The organism is Streptomyces sp. NPDC033180, assembly GCF_055577645.1.
Window position 1 is genome coordinate 726,474 of the sequence record NZ_JBVIPU010000001.1, and the last position, 19,114, is coordinate 745,587.

18 protein-coding genes and 1 pseudogene are annotated in these 19,114 nt (G+C 69.5%); 15 read left to right on the forward strand and 4 right to left on the reverse strand.

Annotated elements, in window-relative coordinates:
- The first annotated feature begins 116 nt into the window (after nt 1-116).
- From ACZ5WE_RS03370 to ACZ5WE_RS03400, 7 genes are all read left to right on the forward strand, one after another.
- Nucleotides 117-761: a TetR/AcrR family transcriptional regulator gene (locus ACZ5WE_RS03370; RefSeq protein ID WP_467690944.1), complete on the forward strand. Its 645-nt coding sequence runs from the start codon at nt 117-119 to the stop codon at nt 759-761.
- Nucleotides 762-1,005: 244 nt separating this feature from the next.
- The gene (locus tag ACZ5WE_RS03375) at nt 1,006-2,217 is read left to right on the forward strand and encodes an alpha/beta hydrolase (RefSeq protein WP_467690836.1); all 1,212 of its coding nucleotides are present in this window, start codon (nt 1,006-1,008) and stop codon (nt 2,215-2,217) included.
- 75 nt (nt 2,218-2,292) lie between these two features.
- Nucleotides 2,293-3,165, forward strand: coding sequence for a DUF4429 domain-containing protein (locus ACZ5WE_RS03380; RefSeq protein ID WP_467690838.1), 873 nt, complete (start codon nt 2,293-2,295; stop codon nt 3,163-3,165).
- Between the two features lie 133 nt (nt 3,166-3,298).
- The gene (locus tag ACZ5WE_RS03385; protein ID WP_467690840.1) at nt 3,299-4,663 is read left to right on the forward strand and encodes a sensor histidine kinase; all 1,365 of its coding nucleotides are present in this window, start codon (nt 3,299-3,301) and stop codon (nt 4,661-4,663) included.
- Nucleotides 4,660-5,331 carry a response regulator gene (locus tag ACZ5WE_RS03390; RefSeq protein ID WP_467690842.1) on the forward strand — a complete coding sequence of 224 codons (672 nt, stop codon included), beginning with the start codon at nt 4,660-4,662 and terminating at the stop codon, nt 5,329-5,331. The genes ACZ5WE_RS03385 and ACZ5WE_RS03390 overlap by 4 nt, the downstream gene beginning before the upstream one ends.
- A 151-nt stretch (nt 5,332-5,482) precedes the next feature.
- A complete protein-coding gene (locus ACZ5WE_RS03395; protein ID WP_467690844.1) occupies nt 5,483-6,700 on the forward strand; it encodes an alpha/beta hydrolase in 1,218 nt (405 codons plus the stop codon).
- Nucleotides 6,697-7,926 (forward strand): acyltransferase family protein, encoded by a 1,230-nt coding sequence (locus ACZ5WE_RS03400; protein WP_467690846.1) that lies wholly within the window; start codon nt 6,697-6,699, stop codon nt 7,924-7,926. The genes ACZ5WE_RS03395 and ACZ5WE_RS03400 overlap by 4 nt, the downstream gene beginning before the upstream one ends.
- Before the next feature lie 441 nt (nt 7,927-8,367).
- Here the strand turns inward: ACZ5WE_RS03400 and ACZ5WE_RS03405 are convergent, their stop codons facing one another.
- Together ACZ5WE_RS03405 and ACZ5WE_RS03410 are read right to left on the reverse strand one after the other, a co-directional pair.
- Nucleotides 8,368-9,309, reverse strand: coding sequence for an aldo/keto reductase (locus ACZ5WE_RS03405; RefSeq protein ID WP_467690946.1), 942 nt, complete (start codon nt 9,307-9,309; stop codon nt 8,368-8,370).
- Nucleotides 9,310-9,500: 191 nt separating this feature from the next.
- A pseudogene (locus ACZ5WE_RS03410) lies at nt 9,501-9,932 on the reverse strand (MerR family transcriptional regulator); the annotation flags it as partial.
- 517 nt (nt 9,933-10,449) lie between these two features.
- Here ACZ5WE_RS03410 and ACZ5WE_RS03415 point away from each other — a divergent pair.
- The 3 genes from ACZ5WE_RS03415 to ACZ5WE_RS03425 all read left to right on the forward strand — a co-directional run bounded on the left by ACZ5WE_RS03415 (nt 10,450) and on the right by ACZ5WE_RS03425 (nt 12,346).
- Nucleotides 10,450-10,938 carry a GNAT family N-acetyltransferase gene (locus ACZ5WE_RS03415; protein WP_467690948.1) on the forward strand — a complete coding sequence of 163 codons (489 nt, stop codon included), beginning with the start codon at nt 10,450-10,452 and terminating at the stop codon, nt 10,936-10,938.
- A gap of 19 nt (nt 10,939-10,957) precedes the next feature.
- Nucleotides 10,958-11,773, forward strand: a complete 816-nt coding sequence (locus ACZ5WE_RS03420; protein WP_467690848.1) for a serine hydrolase domain-containing protein — start codon at nt 10,958-10,960, stop codon at nt 11,771-11,773.
- Nucleotides 11,774-12,049: 276 nt separating this feature from the next.
- The gene (locus ACZ5WE_RS03425) at nt 12,050-12,346 is read left to right on the forward strand and encodes a putative quinol monooxygenase (protein WP_467690850.1); all 297 of its coding nucleotides are present in this window, start codon (nt 12,050-12,052) and stop codon (nt 12,344-12,346) included.
- A gap of 153 nt (nt 12,347-12,499) precedes the next feature.
- Here ACZ5WE_RS03425 and ACZ5WE_RS03430 read toward each other — a convergent pair whose 3' ends face one another.
- Complete coding sequence (locus ACZ5WE_RS03430; RefSeq protein WP_467690852.1) at nt 12,500-13,162, reverse strand: pirin family protein; 663 nt, start codon at nt 13,160-13,162, stop codon at nt 12,500-12,502.
- A 185-nt stretch (nt 13,163-13,347) separates the two neighbouring features.
- Here ACZ5WE_RS03430 and fasR point away from each other — a divergent pair, with 185 nt between their 5' ends.
- From fasR to fabF, 5 genes are all read left to right on the forward strand, one after another.
- On the forward strand, nt 13,348-14,487 hold the full coding sequence (gene fasR / locus ACZ5WE_RS03435) for a fatty acid biosynthesis transcriptional regulator FasR (RefSeq protein WP_367048988.1): 1,140 nt from the start codon (nt 13,348-13,350) through the stop codon (nt 14,485-14,487).
- A gap of 89 nt (nt 14,488-14,576) precedes the next feature.
- Entirely contained in the window at nt 14,577-15,524 is a 948-nt protein-coding gene (locus ACZ5WE_RS03440; RefSeq protein ID WP_467690950.1) for an ACP S-malonyltransferase, read from the forward strand.
- A 17-nt stretch (nt 15,525-15,541) separates the two neighbouring features.
- On the forward strand, nt 15,542-16,573 hold the full coding sequence (locus tag ACZ5WE_RS03445; RefSeq protein WP_467690853.1) for a beta-ketoacyl-ACP synthase 3: 1,032 nt from the start codon (nt 15,542-15,544) through the stop codon (nt 16,571-16,573).
- A 98-nt stretch (nt 16,574-16,671) separates the two neighbouring features.
- Nucleotides 16,672-16,920, forward strand: coding sequence for an acyl carrier protein (locus ACZ5WE_RS03450; RefSeq protein WP_160504853.1), 249 nt, complete (start codon nt 16,672-16,674; stop codon nt 16,918-16,920).
- A 72-nt stretch (nt 16,921-16,992) separates the two neighbouring features.
- A complete protein-coding gene (fabF, locus tag ACZ5WE_RS03455; RefSeq protein WP_467690855.1) occupies nt 16,993-18,255 on the forward strand; it encodes a beta-ketoacyl-ACP synthase II in 1,263 nt (420 codons plus the stop codon).
- Nucleotides 18,256-18,326: 71 nt separating this feature from the next.
- Here the strand turns inward: fabF and ACZ5WE_RS03460 are convergent, their stop codons facing one another.
- The gene (locus ACZ5WE_RS03460; protein WP_467690857.1) at nt 18,327-18,821 is read right to left on the reverse strand and encodes a DUF3145 domain-containing protein; all 495 of its coding nucleotides are present in this window, start codon (nt 18,819-18,821) and stop codon (nt 18,327-18,329) included.
- Between the last annotated feature and the right edge of the window lie 293 nt (nt 18,822-19,114).

A 19,114-nucleotide genomic window follows, 5' to 3' on the forward strand; every position in this document is an offset into this window, starting at 1 on the left:
TCACGTAGCTCACAGATAAGGTGAGCTGGTCGGATCAGTGGAAAGAAGGCCATGGCGTGAGGACCGAGCAGCGAGCGGCGGACTCCGCGAAACCGCAGGCCGAGGCCTCCGGAGCCATCTCCGGTGAGCCCCCTCGGCCCGGGCTGCGCGAGCGAAAGAAGCAGCGCACTCGCGACGCGCTGCTGCGCGCGGCGCTCGAACTCTTCACGACCAAGGGGTACGAGGAGACGACGGTCGACGAGATCGCCGAGGCCGTCGACGTCTCGCAGCGCACCTTCTTCCGGTACTTCACCAACAAGCAGGAGACCGCCTTCGCCGTACAGGAAATGGTGGAGCAGCGGTTCGTGGAGACTCTGCGCGAACGCCCTGCCGACGAAACGCCGTTCGTGGCCCTGCGTGGGGCCGTCATCGGAGCCTGGGACGCGATGGGCCGGTCCATCGAGGAGGTCGTCCCGGTCGAACTCCACATGCGGACCTACCAGATGATCGAGTCCACCCCTTCCTTGCTCGCCGCCCACCTGCGCCACTCCATCGAGATGGAGGAAGAGGTCGCACGCGTGATCGCCGAGCGTGAGGGGCTGGACCTGGACACGGACCCCCGACCGCGCGTGGTGGTGGCCGCCTTCAGTGGAGTGATGCGTGTGACCGGGCGGCTGTGGGGTGCCGGCGAGGACTCGAGCGTGGAGTCGATTCGCGCGATCACGGAGACATATCTCGACCACCTGGGGCCCGCATTGGCGGAGAACTGGCGCAGGGAGTGACGGTGCGTGTACTCCGCGTCGAGTCACGCTGCAGAACGACCCATCGAACAAATCAACACGTTGAGTGACGGGTTGATTCACCGTCAGTAGCGGTGCACCCCGGTGCGCTGCGCGCACGCCCCGCATACGGAGCGTGATGAAAATGCTCAATGCGTGCCCGCTTTGCCTCAATTACCCCACGTGAAACGTGATCTGCCTCACCCGGTGCACGGTAGGCATCACGATTCTCCTAGGGTGTTCCGTAGTGACTTCCTTCGACTCCTCCCCTCAACTCAGCGCCTGGCGCGCACTGCTTGCGCTCGCCGTCGTGTTCGTCATGCTGGCGACCACGGGCTGGACTGCGGTGCGCCACCACAAGGACGCCGCATCGCCGCTCGCGGCATCGCTCTCCGCCTGGGAGAGCGGGCACATCAGTGGCCGGGCCCTGCCCGACGCCAGTGCCCCGGCCGGCAAGCTCGCCCACTTCTTCTCGTCGCTCAACGCGCAACAGCGCACCCGACTCGCCGCCCGCTATCCCCTTGCGGTCGGCAACATGAACGGTGCCCCCGTGGAGCTGCGATATCGCGCGAACCAAATCGCGCTGGAGCAAGCACGCAAGACCGAGCGAGAGCGCATGCACGACAACCGGCTCTCCCCTCTCGGGCAACAGGAGGCGGAGCGCAGAATGAAGCGCTTCGGCGTGATGATGCACCCGGGTCGGCAGGTCCTGTCCTTCGATCCCATGGGGTCGGGTCGTATTGCCGAGGTCTTCGGAGACCTCGACCGGGCGTCCAGGGTGTCAGTCGTGGTGCCCGGAGTGGACACGAACCTGCTGACGTTCGAGCGGACGAACCGCAAGTACTCGGCGCCTGTCGGCATGGCCAAGGCCCTGTACGGCGCGGAGCACTCGGCGAGCCCACGCGCGCGTACCGCCGTGATCGCCTGGGCCGACTACACCGCGCCTGTCGGGCTCGGGGTGGACGCTGCCACGTCCATGCGTGCGGATGACGGCGCGATCCGGCTCAACTCTCTGGTCCGCGGTCTGCCGGGTCACTCACCGGTCGCCCTGTACTGCCACAGCTACGGCTCGGTGGTGTGCGGGGTCGCCGCGCGACAGCTGCCCTCCCGCGTCTCCGACATCGCGGTCGCGGGCAGCCCAGGGATGCGAGCGGACACGGTGGCTCAGCTGGGTACAGGTGCCCGGGTCTGGGCTGCACGGGACGGCGACGACTGGATCCAGGATGTGCCAAACATGGAGGTCGGCGGGCTCGGTCACGGTGCCGATCCCGTCTCTCGGGACTTCGGTGCGCGCGTGCTGTCGGCACGGGGCGCGATCGGCCACACCGGCTATTTCGAGCCGGGCACGGAGAGCCTCAGGAACTTCGCCGACATCGGCATCGGTTCGTACCGTTCGGTGCGGTGCGCGAGCGGGGATGACGTGTGCCGGAAGGAATTTTCCGGCGCGACAGTGGCCTGACGCGCGTAGAAATCGACAAAACAGCGGGACGCCGCAGGAGGGACGGGGGCGCGCGTGCCGCCTACGATGAGCCGCATGGGTGACGTACTGGCCGGATTTCATGCCGCCTGGGAGTTCGAGACCGACTCCGTGCTCATCCGCTTCGAACGGGGGATCCGCACGCCGAAGCTCCTTCAGGCGCTCGGCGAACGTCGCATCCCCCACGAGGCGATCGCGGCGGTGACACTTACTCCTGGCAAGCGCGGGACGGTCGTCCTGCACGCCGTGCCGAGACCGGGCGCCGATCCGCTGATGGAGGCGGCAGCGGGTCAGCTCAAGGACGGCTACGACCCGTATCGACTCGTGCTGCCCGCCGAGCGGGAGACGCTCGCCGAGTACTACGCGGACGAACTGCGGGCCCAGCTCTCAGACGGTGACTGCGGACCTCCGGACCGCTACCTGGTAGCCCCGCCGGACACTCCGCTGCAGTTCAAGGCGTACGACGGGAAGGCGTCCTTCGACGGCAAGTCGGTGGCTTTCCGGTGGTTCTGGACGGGCGCTTCGTCAGCGAAGTGGAAGGCGGGCGACCAAAGCTTCCTGGTCACGGACCTGAGCGGCGTCGAATGGCGTTCCCCGGAGGTCTTCGAGGGCCATCTGCGGCTGTTGCGCCGTGAGACCCCGCTCGCCCAGCCCGCGCAGGCGGATCAGGATCCCGCGGCCGTCGTCTTCGGTCTCGGGTACGGGCCGGTGCACGAATCACTGCCGTTCGCGGCGTCGGTGCTCGCCGCGGTGCGGACATCGGGCCCCGCCCTGACGCCCGGCACGGTCCCCGGCAATGCCCCGGTGGCCCGTCGTGACCCGGCGGACATCGCGGAACGCATCCGGCACCTAGGCGAGCTGCACCAAGCCGGTCTGCTCACGGACGAGGAATTCACCACGAAGAAGGCCGAGCTGCTGGCGGAGCTGTGATCCGGCGCAGCCACGGGCCCACGAGTCATACCGGGGTATCGCGGGAAGCCCGGTTCGTACCTGGGTATGAGGCGCAGGTCAGCTCCGCGGTACGACGGCGCGGGGCGTGCTTCATGCCTACGCTGATCAGGCCATGAGCAGCTCATCGACACCACCGGACCAGGACCCTCGCACACCGGCCTCCGAGCCGGATGCGCGCGCGGTCACCCTTCAGCGTGCGACCGCGGGCGTCCGCGAAGGGCTCGGCAGGGCAGGGTCCTTCCTCTCTGCTCCCGCGGGGCGGGCCGAGCCGCTCCTCGCCCGGGCGCCCAAGCGCTGGATGCGGGTGCTTCCCCTCATCACCGCGTTGGGCTTCGTCGCGGCACTGATCCCGGTCACCACCCAGGTCCTGGCGAACGACTACGGGGTGAACGGCGGTCTGGCGGGCGCCTTGGGCGTGGCCCAGGCCGCACCGCTGTTGCTGGCGGTCAGCCGCCCGTTGGCCGCCTGGTGCATCGTCCTCGTCGCGGATGTCCTCGGGGCGATCGTGACGCTGTCCATGGGCGACGACCGTCCCGCCCCATGGACAGCCATGATCATCGTGGGTTACGTGGTCGTGTGCCTCCTGCTGTCCCTGCGCGAGAGCCGCCGCACCCTCCTGGGGGTCTGGCTGGTCACCATCGTCGTGAGCCTCGTCCTCAGTGTGTTCCGCGACGACGGCAGCCAGGACACCAGCGTGCTGCTGATCCTGCTGAGCGGTGGCGCACTGCTGCTCGGGGCGTTGCTGCGCGAGCGCGGCGACGCGCAGCGCAGACTCGTCGAGCAGGAAACCATCAGTGAAGCCGAGCGCTCCCAGCGAACGCTTCTCGAGGAACGGGCTCGCATAGCCCGGGAGTTGCACGATGTCGTCGCTCACCACATGTCGGTGATCACGGTGCAGGCCGACTCCGCGCCCTACCGCCTCGACGGCCTCCCGGACGCGGCGCGCGAGGAATTCGGGAGCATTGCGGCCAGCGCCCGTGAATCCCTCACCGAGATGCGGCGGTTGCTCGCCGTGCTGCGCAGTGAGGACGCGCCAGGCGAGCGGGCCCCGCAGCCCGGACTCAGCAGACTCCCGCACCTGGTGGAGGCGACGGTGCGCGCCGGCATACCGATCGATCTGTCACGTCCTGAACTGTCGGTGCTCACGCAGCTGGCCGACGTCACACCGGCCGTCGACCTGTCCGCGTACCGCATCGTCCAGGAAGCCCTGTCGAACGTGATGCGGCACGCGCCGGGTGCGCGCACCACCATCACCGTGACTCTGGACGAGGAGCACCTGCTGATCCTCGTGGTCAACGGCCCACCCACCGAAACACCCGACTCGTTGGAGCACAGCGGCACAGGTCACGGTCTCGTCGGCATGCGCGAACGCGTACGGTTGGTCGGCGGCACGGTCGACGCCGGGCCGCTGCCCGACGGCGGCTTCCGCGTGGCGGCCCAACTTCCCCTCCTCAAAAAGGACTCCGGCACCGCATGACCATCCGCGTGATCATCGTCGATGACCAGAACATGGTGCGGGCCGGCTTCGCCGCACTCCTTGCGGCCCAGAGCGACATCGACGTCGTGGGCGAGGCACCGAACGGCAAGGCAGGTATCGACGTCAGCCGCAACGCCCATCCCGATGTCGTCCTGATGGATGTCCGGATGCCCGAGATGGACGGACTCACCGCGGCCCGCGCCCTGTTGGACCCACCGCCGGGGGTGGTGCATGTGCCGAAGGTGCTGATGCTCACCACCTTCGACGTGGACGACTATGTGTACGAGGCGCTGCGCGCCGGCGCCTCGGGCTTCCTCCTCAAGGACGCGCCGCCCGCCGATCTGATCTCGGCGGTGCGCGTGGTGGCGGCCGGCGACGCGCTGCTCGCTCCCTCGGTGACGCGTCGTCTGATCACGGACTTCGCCAAGCAGCGGCCACGTACGGATCAGTCGCTGCGGCTGAACGGCCTGACGCCGCGTGAGACCGAGGTGCTGGTGCTCATCGCACGCGGCCTGTCCAATCAGGAGATCGCCGAGCGCCTGGTCCTCGCCGAGCAGACCGTGAAGACCCATATCGGCAAGGTGCTGTCCAAGTTGGACCTGCGGGACCGCGCACAGGCCGTGATCTTCGCCTACGAGTCAGGGCTGATCACGCCCGGGGAGCAGTAGGGCCCTCTCTCCTCATACTGCGGTACGGGCTCCACATACCCCGGTATGACCTGCAAGTTGGCTCCGCAGTGTGAGGTGCCGCAGGGCACCGTCTCCCTACTTTTCCCCTCGTCACGCCAGAGCGTGCACGAGATGGGGAGGGAGACGGGCCATGCGCCATCGTTCTTGGAAATCCCGCGGGAGCTGGAAGACCCGCAGCAAGCGGACGCTGATCGCCGCGGCGCTCACGACGACGATCGTGGCCGGCACGACCGGTTGGGCGGTCGGCAACGAACAGCAACCGCTCACGGGCCCACCGCCGGGTACACAGGCCTGGCGCGCGGACCATACGTGGGGGGTTCGGCTGCCGGATCCGGCAACCACGGCCCCCGCCCGAGTCGCCGCGTTCTTCGACTCGTTGAGCGACGCGCAGCAGCACAGGCTGGTCGCACGCCACCCCTCGGTCGTCGGCAATCTGGACGGTGCCCCGACCGCTCTGCGCTTCGAGGCGAACTCCCTCTCGCTGAAAGCCGAGCGCGCCCGCGAGCAGGCGCGGGAGAGCGATCCGAGCCTCACCCTGCAGGACCACGAGCGGGCCCGATCCCTCGTCGCGCGTTACGAAGAGCTTTCGAACCCCGGCCGGCAGATACTCGCGTTCGATCCGCGCGGAAGAGGACAAGTGGCCGAGGTCCATGGTGACTTGGCGCGCGCCCGACACGTATCGGTCGTCGTGCCCGGCTCCGACATGGACCTGAGCACTTTCGACCGCTCGAAGGACGAGTACGGCACTCCGGCCGGGATGGCGCGCTCCCTGCACGCCACTGCGGGCGGCGACACGGCCGTGGTGGCCTGGGTCGGGTACACCACGCCGGTCGGCCTCGGTCCCGACGCCGCGACGGGACGGCTCGCGGAGGCCGGTGCGCCACGGCTCGCACGGTTCGTGCAGGGCCTGACGGCGTCAGGCTCCCCGCGCCCCGCTGTGTTCTGCCACAGCTACGGCTCGGTGGTGTGCGGTCTTGCGGCCCCGCAACTGCCGGCGTCCGACCTGGTGGTGCTCGGTTCCCCCGGCATGCGTGCCGACAGCGTGGCCGACCTGCACACCTCCGCCCGTGTGTGGGCGGCCAAGGACGAGAGCGACTGGATCGGTGACGTGCCGAACGTCGAGTTGTTCGGCCTCGGCCATGGCGAGGACCCGGCCGATCCGGGCTTCGGCGCCCGGCGCGTTCCCGCGGAGCGAGCCGAGGGCCACACGGGCTACTTCGCCCCGGGGACGGATTCCCTCCAGGCCTTCGCCGCCATCGCGGAGACCGCCGGCCCCGACACCCCGCGCGACGACACCGCCAAGAGCGCGGCTGCCGCCAACGCCCGCCCCATCGGAGAGCGGCCATGAACCTCACCTCACTGACCACCCTGCGCAAGACCGCGTCCGCGATCGACGCCAAAACGCCCGCACATCGTGACCGGGCCATTGACGGGCTGCGTGCGCTCGCTCTGCTCGCCGTGCCGACCGGGCACTGGCTGCTCGGCGGATTCAAGCTCGACGCGGGCGGGGCGCTGCACAATGCCAGCCCTCTGGCGTCGTTCGGATTCTTCGCGCCGCTCAGCTGGGTGCTGCAGATGCTCGGCATCTTCTTCCTGGTGGGTGGGTACGCCTCCGTCCTCTCGTATCGCCGGGCGGCGGCGCGTGGCGATACGACGAGGCGCTGGCTTCGTGGGCGAGTGGCCCGCCTCGGCCGCCCGGTCCTCGGGGTGACGGCCGTCTGGGCGGCGCTGATCCCGGTGCTGTACGCGGTGGGAGTGCCGAGCGCCACTCTGCGCACGGGGTCCACGCTGGTCATACAGCCGCTGTGGTTCGTCGGGATCTATGCGGTGATCACCGCGCTCACCCCATGGTGCATAAGGGCGGCCGAGCGGCTCGGTGCCTGGGCCGCGGCACCGCTGCTCGGATCAGTCGCCGTCGTCGACTTCCTGCTCTACGGCCCGTTCGGGGAGGCGATGCCGTCCTGGCTGAGCCTGTTGAATCTGCTGCCGGGCTGGATGTTCGCCTATCAACTGGGCGTCAGCTGGGGCGAGAAGAGGCTGGGCAGGCGCGGCGCGTGGCTGCTGCTCGTCGGAGGGACAGCCCTCTTCGCGGCTCTGCTGCTCGTCTTCCACTATCCGGCGTCGATGGTCGGCGTCCCGGGGGAAGCCCGGACGAATTCTCACCCTCCGTCCCTGCTGGTCCTGGCGCTGGCCGCCGCGCAGAGCGGTGCGGCTGTCCTGCTGCGGGAACGCATCGGCAAGTTGCTGCGCAGGCCCGCCCTGTGGGCGCCGGTGGTCGTGATCAACCTGTCGGCGATGACGATCCTGTGCTGGCACCAGACGGCGATGCTCGCGGCGGCCGTGCCCGGCTCGTTCCTTGGTGACACGGTGCCAGGCCTGACGGCGGCCCCGGACACCTGGGGCTGGATAGCCGCCCGGATCGCCTGGCTCCCGGTCTTCGGAGCGCTCCTACTGCTGACAGGCCGCTACACCCGCGGCTTCGAAGCCCCGTGGCAGCGGACCACGCATGCACGCAGGGCACTCGCCGGGCTCCTGGCAGCCGGGTTCGCGGTCTTCGCACTGGGACTGGCGTGAAGGGATGGGCAACGGGGGCCTTAAGGGGAGGCGGGAGGAAGGGGGAAGGATACGTGGAGGGGGCTATGTGAAGGGGCCTATGTGGAGGGGGCTGCACTGCAGGGGCCCTGTGAGGTGCGGACGGGGTGGACCGCATGCGGAGGCTGCTGGATAGATCACCAAGTGCCTCGACCGGGGAGGCCCCTAGGGCGCTTCCCCCGGCCCGGCCAGGAGACGCCCCGCGGTGCAAGCCGCGCCCGCCAGGTGGGCCGGACCGCACGAGGCCCCGAAGGATGGATCGTCAGGCGTCCCGCCCGGCGGGGCGGGGCCGCCGCGCAAGCCGCCCCGCCGGGGAGGGAAGGTCATGCGCCCCCGCCGGGCGGGGCCCGGTCCTTGTGCGGCAAAGGGCGCCGCTGGGTGGGCCGTTGGGGCGCTCCTGGATGGGGAACAGGCGGCTTGGTGTTACTCGCGGCCTGCCGACGTGAAGGTCATGTCGGCGTAGCGGTCGCCTGCGACCTGGGTGGCGATCGGGTTCAGCAGAGTGAGTTCGGAGGGGGTGAGTTCGAGGTGGGTGGCTGCGGTGTTCTCCTCGACGCGGGTGCGCTTACGGGTGCCGGGGATGGGGACGACGGCCAGTCCGTGGACCCGGGCCTGCTGTTGGACCCAGGCGAGGGCGACCTGGCCGAGACTCGCGCCGTGGGCTTCGGCGACGGCGCGGACGGGTTCGAGGAGGGCCGCGTTGGCGGCGGCGTTGTCGCCCGTGAACCGGGGCTGCTGGCGGCGGAAGTCGTCCTCGCCGAGTTCCTTGTCGGCGCTGACGAACGAGCCGGTGAGGAAGCCGCGGCCGAGTGGGGAGTACGGGACGAGGGCGACGCCGAGTTCGGCGGCGACGGGGACCACGCCCTGCTCGATGTCACGGCTGAAGAGCGACCACTCCGACTGGACGGCGGCGATGGGGTGGACGGCGTGGGCGGCGCGGAGTTCCGGGCCGGTGACCTCACTGAGGCCGAGGTGCTTGACCTTGCCCGCGGCGACCAGCTCGGCCATCACGCCGACCGTTTCCTCGATCGGCACCTGGGGGTTGCGGCGGTGCATGTAGTAGAGGTCGATGACGTCCACGCCGAGGCGCTGAAGGCTGGCGTCGATGCAGGCGCGGATGTAGGCGGGGTCATTGTTGATGATCCGCTTGGTCGGGTCGGCCGGGTCGACGGCCAGGGCGAACTTGGTGGCGAGTACTACCTCGTCGCGGTGCGCCTTGAGGAAGGGGGAGAGGAACTTCTCGTTCTCACCGGCGGCGTAGGCGTCGGCGGTGTCGTAGAGGGTGACGCCCAGTTCGAGGGCTCGCTCCAGGGTCGCCCGAGCCTCCTCGGCGTCGGTCGGGCCGTAGGCGAAGCTCATGCCCATGCAGCCGAGCCCCTGGACGCCGACTTCGGGGCCGCCTGTCCCGAGCTGCACCTTCGCGATCCCGTCGGGAGCCTTCCCGGAGGACCCCGTCGCCGCAGCCGTACCGGGGATCGCAGCCGTACCGGAGGGTGTAGGCGTCTCGGAGGGTGTAGGCGTCTCGGGGGTCTTGGGCGTCTCTGCGGTCATCAGTGTCAGAGCCTCTCCGACGCCGGGCGGGCGTCAGCGTAAAAGTTGATCTTGTAGTCGAGCACGGCGAGCGTGTCCTGGAGTTCCGCTATGCGGGTGCGGACGTCGCGGCGGGTCTGTTCGAGGAGTTCGTGACGTTCGGTGAAGGTGTGGTCACCTTCGCGCACCAGCTCGGCGTAGCGGACCATGTCCGCCACCGGCATGCCGGTCAGGCGGAGCTTGCCGACGAAGGTGAGCCAGTCCAGGTCGCGGTTGCGGTAGCGGCGCTGGCCCGTGTGGGAGCGGTCGATGTGAGGCATCAGGCCGATTCGCTCGTACCAGCGCAGGGTGTGCGCGGTCAGGCCGATGAAGGCGACGACCTCGCTGATCGTGTAGTGGTCCTGTCCGTTCGGGCGGGGGTGCGCGGTGGGTGCGGAGGCGCAGGCGTCAGCCCCGGTGGTGTCCGTGCCGTCGAAGCTACTGGTGCTGGCGGAGCTACCGGCGCCGTTGGTGCCAGCGGGGCTGGCGAAGCTGCCGGTGCCGTCGGTGCCAGCAGGGCCGGCGAAGCTAACGGTGCCGTCGGCGCCAGCAGGGCCGGCGAAGCTAACGGTGCCGTCGGGGCTTGCGGGGCTTGCGGGGCTTGCGAAGCTGCCGGTGCCGTCGGTGCCAGCAGGGCTGGCGGAGCTGCCGGCCCCGTCGGGGCTGCCGGCCCCGTCGGGGCTGCCGGTGCCGTCGGGGCCGGCCGGGCCGTCAGCGCTGTCGGCGGCATCGGGGGTTCCCGGGGTTGCTTCGGTTACGCCCTGCGCGGGGCCCTGCGTGCGGGGGGTCTCGGTCTCCATCACCGTCATGACCACCACGCTAAAACCTTGGAGTGCGCTCTAAGCAAGCAGAACCGGGAGGAAGTATGCGATGGAGCCGAAACAACCCGCGAAAAACCGGGAGACGCCGCCTGATGCGGTCACTACGGTGCCGATCATGAATCTTGTGCGTCGTGCCACGCCAGAGGATGCCGAAGAACTGATCAGGCTGCGGCAGGTGATGATCGACTCGGTGTTCGCCACCGACCCGGCGACAGCCGCCGCGTCCGACACCGACTGGCATGCCGAGTCCCTTCCTGTCGTCCGGAACAAGCTGGCCGATCCGGAGGGCGACTTCGCCGCCTTCGTCGTCGACCGGCCGGATCGGCCGGGGAAGCTCGCGGCGCTGGTGGTGGGGACGTTGGACTACCGCATCGGGCGGGCCGGCAATCCGCAGGGCGTCATAGGTTGTGTGTTCAGCGTCGCCACCGATCCGGATCAGCGACGGCGTGGGTATGCGCGGGCCTGTATGGAGGTGCTGCTCGGCTGGTTCCGGGAGCGCGGTGCGGGGAGTGTCGATCTCAACGCGTCGGCGGAGGCGGAGCCGCTGTATGCCTCGCTCGGCTTCGTGCGCAAGCCCGACCCCTCGATGCGGCTGAACCTGTAGGGCGCTTAGGCTCGTACGCATGCAGAGCCTGGCGTTGATCGAGAACTGGCCGGTCCCTACCGCTGCCGCCGCCGTCGTTCGCGCGGACGGCACGGTCGTCGGGGCACATGGACCCACGGGGCACCGTTTCGCGCTCGCTTCGGTCACCAAGCCGCTGGCGGCGTACGCGGTGCTTGTGGCGTACGAGGAGGGGGCCGTCGAGCTCGATGAGCCCGCCGGGCCCGAGGGGTCGACCGTGCGGCATTTGCTGGCGCACACCAGTGGTCTCGCATTTGACGAGCACCGGGTGACGGCGCCTGCCGGGACGCGGCGGCTGTACTCGAACTCGGGGTTCGAGGTGCTGGGGGATCACATCGCCAAGGCGACGGAGATTCCCTTCGGGGAGTATTTGCGGCAGGCCGTGCTCGAGCCGTTGGGCATGGGGGCGACCTCGCTCGACGGGGGAGCTTCGCCCGCCAAGGACGGGGTGTCCACTGTCGATGACCTGGTGAAGTTCGCCGCTGAGGTGCAGGCGCCGCGGTTGCTCGATCCGCGGACGGTGGCGGAGGCGATGTCTGTGGCGTATCCGGGGCTGAAGGGTGTGCTTCCCGGATACGGGCATCAGAGCCCCAATGACTGGGGGCTCGGGTTCGAGATTCGGGACTCCAAGTCGCCGCACTGGACCGGCAGTTCGTCTTCGCCCCGGACGTTCGGGCACTTCGGGCAGGCCGGGACGTTTCTGTGGGTTGATCCCGATGCGGGGGCGGCGTGTGTCGCTCTGGCGGATCGGGCGTTCGGGCCGTGGGCCGTTGAGGCGTGGCCTCCGTTTACCGATGCGGTGCTCTCCGAGCTCTGAGTGTGCCGTCTCATGAGGTTGGTTCCGCGAAACCATGAGGTTGGTGGTTCCGCGAACGCATGAGGTCGATTCGGCGAAACCATGAGGTCGGTGGTTCCGCGAACTCATGAGGTTGGTTGGTTCCGCGAACTCATGAGGTTGGTTCCGCGAACTCATGAGGTTGGTTGGTTCCGCGAACTCATGAGGTTGGTTCCGCAAAGCATCGAGGATGAGCCAGAAGCGTGATCACGTCTTTTCCGCTCGGCTGAGCGGACGCCGGGCACGGGAGCGTCACTGATGAGCAACCAGAGCACCATCACAGTCCTCATCGAGATTCACGCCAAGGAAGGCCAGGAGCAGGAGGCCCGCGACGCGCTGCTCCATGCGATCCGGACCTCCGAGAAGCCGGGGTTGGTCAGTTCCACGGAGTACGAGGACATCGATGACCCTGGAGCCTTCTACGCCGTCCAGGTCTGGGAGAACGCAGACGCCTTCCGCGCACACATGGAGGACGCCGCTCGGTCCGGCATGCACGAAGCGATCCAGGTGCTGCGCGAGCACCCCAGGACGGCCGTGCTGCGCACCATCGGCTGATCACGTGGCTCTCGGCTGCCGGGGCCTGAGCGGCTCGCACTTCGACGGGGTGGCACCCCAACGGACGGGATGGCACCCCCCACGCCCCTAGCGGCCTTGCGTAGCGCCAGTAGCCCTGAGCAGTACCCCGCAGCACAACAGCGGGAGCCACCCTCAGCCCGTCATCTCCCACACCAGCAGCTCCGCCGTGCCCCCCGCCGTGGCTATGGCCTCCAAGCCCTCCGCGGCCGTGATCCGTGCCGCGTCCCCCGGGCCCAGTTCGTCGCCGGCCAGGCGGACCTCGCCGCGTGCCACGTGGACGTACGCGAAGGGGGCGTCCGGGATTGCCGTGCGTTCGCCCGCGGCGAGGCGGCGGACGTGGAGGAGCGCGCCCGCTGCCGGGACCGCGTACGGAGTGGAGTCCGCGATGCCGTGCACCACCTCGTAGGACGGCCGGCCGCCCGGCTTCAGCGGGGACAGCCACATCTGGATGAAGACCAAGGGGGCCCCGCCGTCGTTGCGTTCCACGTGGCGGACGCCGCCCGCCGCGCTCAGGTGCTGGACGTCCCCGGGGCCCACGACCGAGGCGTGACCGGTCGAGTCGCGGTGGGTCAGTTCGCCCTCCACCACCCAGGTCACGATCTCGGTGTGGCTGTGCGGGTGTTCGTCGAAGCCCGCGCCGGGCGCGAGACGTTCTTCGTTGCAGGCCAGGACCGCGCCGAAGCGGAGGTTGTCCGGGTCGTAGTGCGGCCCGAAGGAGAAGGCGTGGAAGGTCTCGATACCGGCGGCGGGCTCCCCGCCGCGATACCGGTCGCCGGAGCGCCGTACATCAATCACGCACCCCACGTTAGACCCGGCTCCGCACTCCCCCGTCCCGATAAGGCAGTCTTGTCCCCGTGCCCGAACCCTCTGCGAACGAAGCCCGCCAGGACGCCCGTCAGGCAGCCCACGAGGAAGCCGCGCGCCACGAGGAAGCCGCCCGTCAGGACGCGCACCGGAAGGCTCACGCGCACTCAGCCACGCTGAAGCGCCTCGAGCAGTCAGCCGGCAGTCTCGCGGCGCAGGCCATCGCGCGCATGGACGAGACGCTGTCCTGGTACCGGGCGATGCCGCCCGAGAACCGGTCGTGGATCGGTCTGGTCGCGCAGGCCGGTATCGCCGCGTTCACCGAGTGGTTCCGGCATCCCGACGCCCCCCAGGCCATCTCGACCGACGTCTTCGGCACCGCCCCCCGCGAGCTGACCAGGGCGATCACCCTGCGCCAGACCGTGGAGATGGTGCGTACGACGATCGAGGTGATGGAGTCCGCGGTCGACGAGATCGCGGCCCCCGGGGACGAGTCCATCCTGCGCGAGGCGCTCCTCGTGTACGCCCGCGAGATCGCCTTCGCCACGGCGCAGGTCTACGCGCAGGCCGCCGAGGCACGCGGTGCCTGGGATGCCCGTCTCGAGTCGCTGGTCGTGAACGCCGTGCTCTCCGGGGAGGCCGACGAAGGGGCCGTGTCCCGCGCCGCCGCGCTCGGCTGGAACTCCCCCGAGCATGTCTGTGTCGTCCTCGGCACCGCGCCCGACGGCGACAGCGAACTCACCGTCGAAGCCATCCGCCGGGCCGCACGCCACGCCAAGCTGCAGGTCCTCACCGGTGTGCTCGGCGACCGTCTGGTCGTCATCGCGGGCGGCAGCGACAATCCGCTGCAGGTCGCCAAGGGCCTGATCGGCCCCTACGCGGCCGGGCCCGTCGTCGCCGGACCCATCGTCCCCGACCTGCTGGCCGCGACCCGGTCCGCGCAGGCCGCGGCCGCCGGGCTCAAGGCCTGCGCCGCCTGGCAGGACGCCCCGCGTCCTGTCCTGGCGGACGATCTCCTGCCGGAGCGCGCGATCGCGAGCGATCCCGCCGCGCGCGAGCAGCTGGTGGAGGAGATCTACAGACCACTGGAGGAAGCGGGCTCCGCGCTCCTTGAGACGCTCAGCGTCTATCTCGAACAAGCCAGCAGCCTCGAAGGCGCGGCCCGGATGCTCTTCGTGCACCCCAACACCGTGCGCTACCGGCTGCGACGTGTGACAGACGTCACCGGCTGGTCGCCATCTGACGTACGCTCCGCATTCACGCTGAGGATCGCGCTCATCCTGGGGCGTCTGGCCGACGGAGATCTCCAACCGTAGGATTTTGTCGAACCCCTACAATTCCCCCAGCGGTTCTTCGTCCCTGTCCCCACGGGCGGCTTGCACCGTCCACAAGAGAGAGTGTGAGAGTGCTCGTACTCGTCGCTCCCGGCCAAGGCGCCCAGACGCCCGGCTTCCTGACCCCCTGGCTCGATCTCCCCGGTGCGGCCGACCGCATCGGCGCGTGGTCGGACGCCATCGGGCTCGACCTCGCCCACTACGGCACGCAGGCCGACGCGGACGCGATCCGCGACACCGCCGTGGCGCAGCCCCTCCTTGTGGCCGCCGGTCTGCTGTCCGCCGCGGCACTCAGTGACGCCCTCGCCGTGAACAAGCCCGGCGCGGTCGCGGGACACAGCGTCGGCGAGATCACGGCCGCCGTGTACGCGGGTGTGCTCAGGGATGACGCCGCACTCCGCCTCGTCCGCACCCGGGGTCTGGCCATGGCCGACGCCGCGGCGGTCACGGAGACCGGCATGGCGGCACTCCTCGGCGGCGACCCCGAGGTCACCATCCCGCACCTGGAGAAGCTCGGTCTGACGCCGGCGAACGTGAACGGCGCGGGCCAGATCGTCGCGGCGGGCACCGCGGAGCAGATCGCGGCGCTCGCCGAGGACAAGCCCGAAGGCGTCCGCCGCGTCGTACCGTTGAAGGTGGCGGGCGCGTTCCACACGCACCACATGACTCCCGCGGTCGCCACGCTCGAGGAGGCCGCCAAGGCCCTCGACACGGCCGACCCGAAGCTGACGTACGTGTCGAACCGCGACGGCCGGGCCGTGGCGACCGGCTCGGACGTGGTGTCCCGCCTGGTCGGCCAGGTGGCCAACCCCGTGCGCTGGGACCTGTGCATGGAGACGTTCAAGGAGCTGGGTGCCACCGCGATGATCGAGCTGTGCCCCGGTGGCACGCTCACCGGTCTCGCCAAGCGCGCCATGCCCGGCGTGCGGACGGTGGCGCTCAAGACACCCGACGACCTCGACGCCGCATCTGAGCTCATCGCCGACACCGCATCCGCCGCCGACGCGGCGGGTGCCTGAGAAGGAGCCAGGAGAGCATGTCGAAGATCAAGCCCAGTAAGGGCGCCCCGTACGCGCGCATCATGGGTGTCGGTGGCTACCGCCCGACCCGTGTCGTGCCCAACGAGGTGATCCTCGAGACGATCGACTCCTCCGACGAGTGGATCCGCTCCCGCTCCGGCATCGCGACCCGCCACTGGGCCTCCGACGAGGAGACCGTGGCCGCGATGTCCGTAGAGGCCTCCGGCAAGGCGATCGCCGACGCGGGCATCACCCCGGAGCAGATCGGCGCGGTCGTCGTCTCGACCGTCTCGCACTTCAAGCAGACCCCGGCCATCGCGACCGAGATCGCGGACAAGATCGGCGCGGGCAAGCCCGCCGCCTTCGACATCTCCGCGGGCTGCGCGGGCTTCGGCTACGGCCTGACGCTCGCCAAGGGCATGATCACCGACGGTTCCGCGGAGTACGTCCTGGTCATCGGCGTCGAGCGGCTGAGCGATCTGACCGACCTCGAGGACCGCGCGACGGCCTTCCTGTTCGGTGACGGTGCGGGTGCCGTGATCGTCGGTCCGGCCAAGGAACCGCAGATCGGCCCCACCATCTGGGGCAGCGAGGGCGACAAGTCCGAGACCATCAAGCAGACGGTGGCGTGGAACGACTTCCACGTCGGCGATGTCTCGAAGCTGCCGCTCGACAGCAAGGGCAACATCAAGTTCCCTGCGATCACGCAGGAGGGCCAGGCGGTCTTCCGCTGGGCCGTGTTCGAGATGGCGAAGGTCGCCCAGCAGGCGCTGGACGCGGCCGGAATCACCGCGGACGACCTGGATGTCTTCATTCCGCATCAGGCCAACGAGCGGATCATCGACTCGATGGTGAAGACTCTGAAACTGCCGGAGCACGTCACGGTCGCCCGTGACGTGCGCACCACCGGCAACACGTCGGCAGCCTCGATCCCGCTCGCGATGGAGCGGCTTCTGGCGACCGGCGAGGCGAAGAGCGGCGACACCGCGCTCGTCATCGGCTTCGGGGCGGGTCTCGTATACGCCGCCACGGTCGTTACCCTCCCCTAGGCATGTCGTCCGGATCATCCGATCCGTACGGCTGTAAACCAACCTGCCGCTGCCGCGGCGGGCGCCACACCCTCTGGATACATAGAAGGAGCGCCAACATGGCCGCCACTCAGGAAGAGATCGTCGCCGGTCTCGCCGAGATCGTGAACGAGATCGCCGGCATCCCGGTCGAGGACGTCCAGCTGGACAAGTCCTTCACCGACGACCTGGACGTCGACTCGCTGTCCATGGTCGAGGTCGTCGTCGCCGCCGAAGAGCGCTTCGACGTCAAGATCCCGGACGACGACGTCAAGAACCTCAAGACGGTCGGCGACGCGACCAGCTACATCCTCAAGCACCAGGCCTGATCCAAGGCCGTACTGCTGTCGCCACCCGGCGGTGGCGCCGCTGATCCCCTCAACACCGTGGAGAATTTTCCTGTGAACTCGACCAATCGCACCGTGGTCGTCACCGGTATCGGCGCAACCACACCGCTGGGTGGCGACGCAGCCTCGACCTGGGAAGGTCTGCTCGCGGGCCGTTCCGGTGTCAGTCTTCTGGAGCAGGACTGGGCGGCCGAGCTTCCGGTCCGCATCGCGGGCCAGATCGCTGTCGAGCCGGGCGAGGTCCTTCCCCGCCCGCAGGCCCGCAAGCTGGACCGTTCGGCGCAGTTCGCGCTGATCGCGGCCAAGGAGGCCTGGGCCGACGCGGGTTACACCGCGAAGGCCGGCGAGGACACGTCCGTGGACCCGCACCGCCTCGGCGCGGTCATCGCCTCCGGCATCGGCGGCGTGACCACCCTGCTCGACCAGTACGACGTGCTCAAGGAGAAGGGCGTACGCCGCGTCTCCCCGCACACCGTGCCGATGCTGATGCCCAACTCCCCGGCGGCCAACGTCGGCATCGAGCTGGGCGCCCACGCGGGTGTGCACACCCCCGTCTCGGCGTGCGCCTCGGGCGCCGAGGCCATCGGCTACGCGATCGAGATGATCCGCACCGGCCGCGCCGACGTCGTCGTCGCGGGTGGCACGGAGGCGGCGATCCACCCGCTGCCGATCGTCGCGTTCGGCAACATGATGGCGATGTCCAAGAACAACGACGACCCGGCGGGCGCCTCGCGTCCCTACGACGTCGACCGCAACGGCTTCGTGCTCGGCGAGGGCGCCGGCGTGATCGTCCTCGAGTCCGAGGAGCACGCCAAGGCCCGCGGCGCGAAGATCTACGCGGAGGCCGTCGGCCAGGGCATCTCGGCCGACGCCCACCACATCACGCAGCCCGAGCCGTCCGGCAACGGCATCGCGGCGGCGCTGCAGAACCTCATCGACGGCACGGACCTCAAGCCCGCCGAGATCGTGCACGTGAACGCGCACGCGACCTCGACGCCGCAGGGTGACGTCGCCGAGATCAAGGCGCTGCGCAAGGCCTTCGGTGACGACGTCGACCACATGGCGATCGCCAGCACGAAGTCGATGACCGGTCACCTGCTCGGTGGCGCGGGCGGCGTGGAGACCGTGGCGACGGTCCTCGCGCTGAAGCACCGCATGGCCCCGCCGACGATCAACATCGAGAACCTCGACCCCGAGGTCGAGGCGGACGTCATCCGTGACGAGGCCCGCGCACTGCCCGAGGGCAGGATCGCGGCGCTGAACGACTCGTTCGGCTTCGGCGGCCACAACGTGGTGCTCGCGTTCAGGACCGTCTGAGCAGTCACCTGTACGTGGCGAAGGGCCCCCACCGCATGGTGGGGGCCCTTCGCCGTGCAAGCCGGAGTACGTCAGACGACCTGGTGCAGCCACCGCACCGGGGCGCCCTCACCCGCGTACCGGAAAGGTTCGAGTTCGTCGTCCCAGGGCTTGCCGAGCAGCTTGGCGAGCTCGGCCTCCAGGTCGCTTTCGCCGCCCTTGGAGCGGGCCAGGGCGGCGCGCAGGCGGTCCTCCGGGATCAGGATGTCGCCGTGGATGCCGGTGACCGCGTGGAAGATCCCGAGTTCGGGCGTGGCGCTGTACCGCTCGCCCTCGGCCGTGGAGCACGGCTCGGATGTGACCTCGAAGCGCAGCAGCTGCCAGCCGCGCAGGGCGGAGGCGAGTTTGGACGCGGTGCCCACCGACCCGCGCCAGGAGAACTCGGATCTCCAGCTGCCGGGCGCGGCGGGCTGCCTGATCCAGTCGAGGTTGACGCGCGCGCCGAGTACGCCCGCGACTGCCCATTCGACGTGCGGACACAGCGCGCGCGGTGCGGAGTGCACGTACAGAACTCCACGTGTCGTCACCGGGACCTCCAGTGTGGGTCGAGGTTCGCCTTCCCCAGCGGCCTCGCGCCCGTGCCGAGCGTTGTCGCCCTGAATTCGGGAAACTCCCGAAAACAGGACAGATGTGACGTGATGTAATTTAGCGGAACCGGAAGAGCAGGGTGCCACTGGGTGGCGAGGCTACCGTGCGGCGGAACAAGGAGTGTGACGTACCGTCGGTCCCGAGGCCAGGAATCGCCCACCATTCACTCGCAGGGGCGCCGAAACGGCGCGGTCGGCCTACGGCAGCACAACGGCCCAGGCAACAGATCGGC

What these genes read in the sequence shown, in the direction of transcription:
- ACZ5WE_RS03380 (WP_467690838.1), top strand. Translation starts at nt 2,293, where the DNA reads ATGGGTGACGTACTGGCCGGATTTCATGCCGCCTGGGAGTTCGAGACC.
- ACZ5WE_RS03385 (WP_467690840.1), top strand. Translation starts at nt 3,299, where the DNA reads ATGAGCAGCTCATCGACACCACCGGACCAGGACCCTCGCACACCGGCC.
- ACZ5WE_RS03390 (WP_467690842.1), top strand. Translation starts at nt 4,660, where the DNA reads ATGACCATCCGCGTGATCATCGTCGATGACCAGAACATGGTGCGGGCC.
- ACZ5WE_RS03395 (WP_467690844.1), top strand. Translation starts at nt 5,483, where the DNA reads ATGCGCCATCGTTCTTGGAAATCCCGCGGGAGCTGGAAGACCCGCAGC.
- ACZ5WE_RS03400 (WP_467690846.1), top strand. Translation starts at nt 6,697, where the DNA reads ATGAACCTCACCTCACTGACCACCCTGCGCAAGACCGCGTCCGCGATC.
- ACZ5WE_RS03405 (WP_467690946.1), bottom strand. Translation starts at nt 9,309, where the DNA reads ATGGGCATGAGCTTCGCCTACGGCCCGACCGACGCCGAGGAGGCTCGG.
- ACZ5WE_RS03415 (WP_467690948.1), top strand. Translation starts at nt 10,450, where the DNA reads ATGAATCTTGTGCGTCGTGCCACGCCAGAGGATGCCGAAGAACTGATC.
- ACZ5WE_RS03420 (WP_467690848.1), top strand. Translation starts at nt 10,958, where the DNA reads ATGCAGAGCCTGGCGTTGATCGAGAACTGGCCGGTCCCTACCGCTGCC.
- ACZ5WE_RS03425 (WP_467690850.1), top strand. Translation starts at nt 12,050, where the DNA reads ATGAGCAACCAGAGCACCATCACAGTCCTCATCGAGATTCACGCCAAG.
- ACZ5WE_RS03445 (WP_467690853.1), top strand. Translation starts at nt 15,542, where the DNA reads ATGTCGAAGATCAAGCCCAGTAAGGGCGCCCCGTACGCGCGCATCATG.
- ACZ5WE_RS03450 (WP_160504853.1), top strand. Translation starts at nt 16,672, where the DNA reads ATGGCCGCCACTCAGGAAGAGATCGTCGCCGGTCTCGCCGAGATCGTG.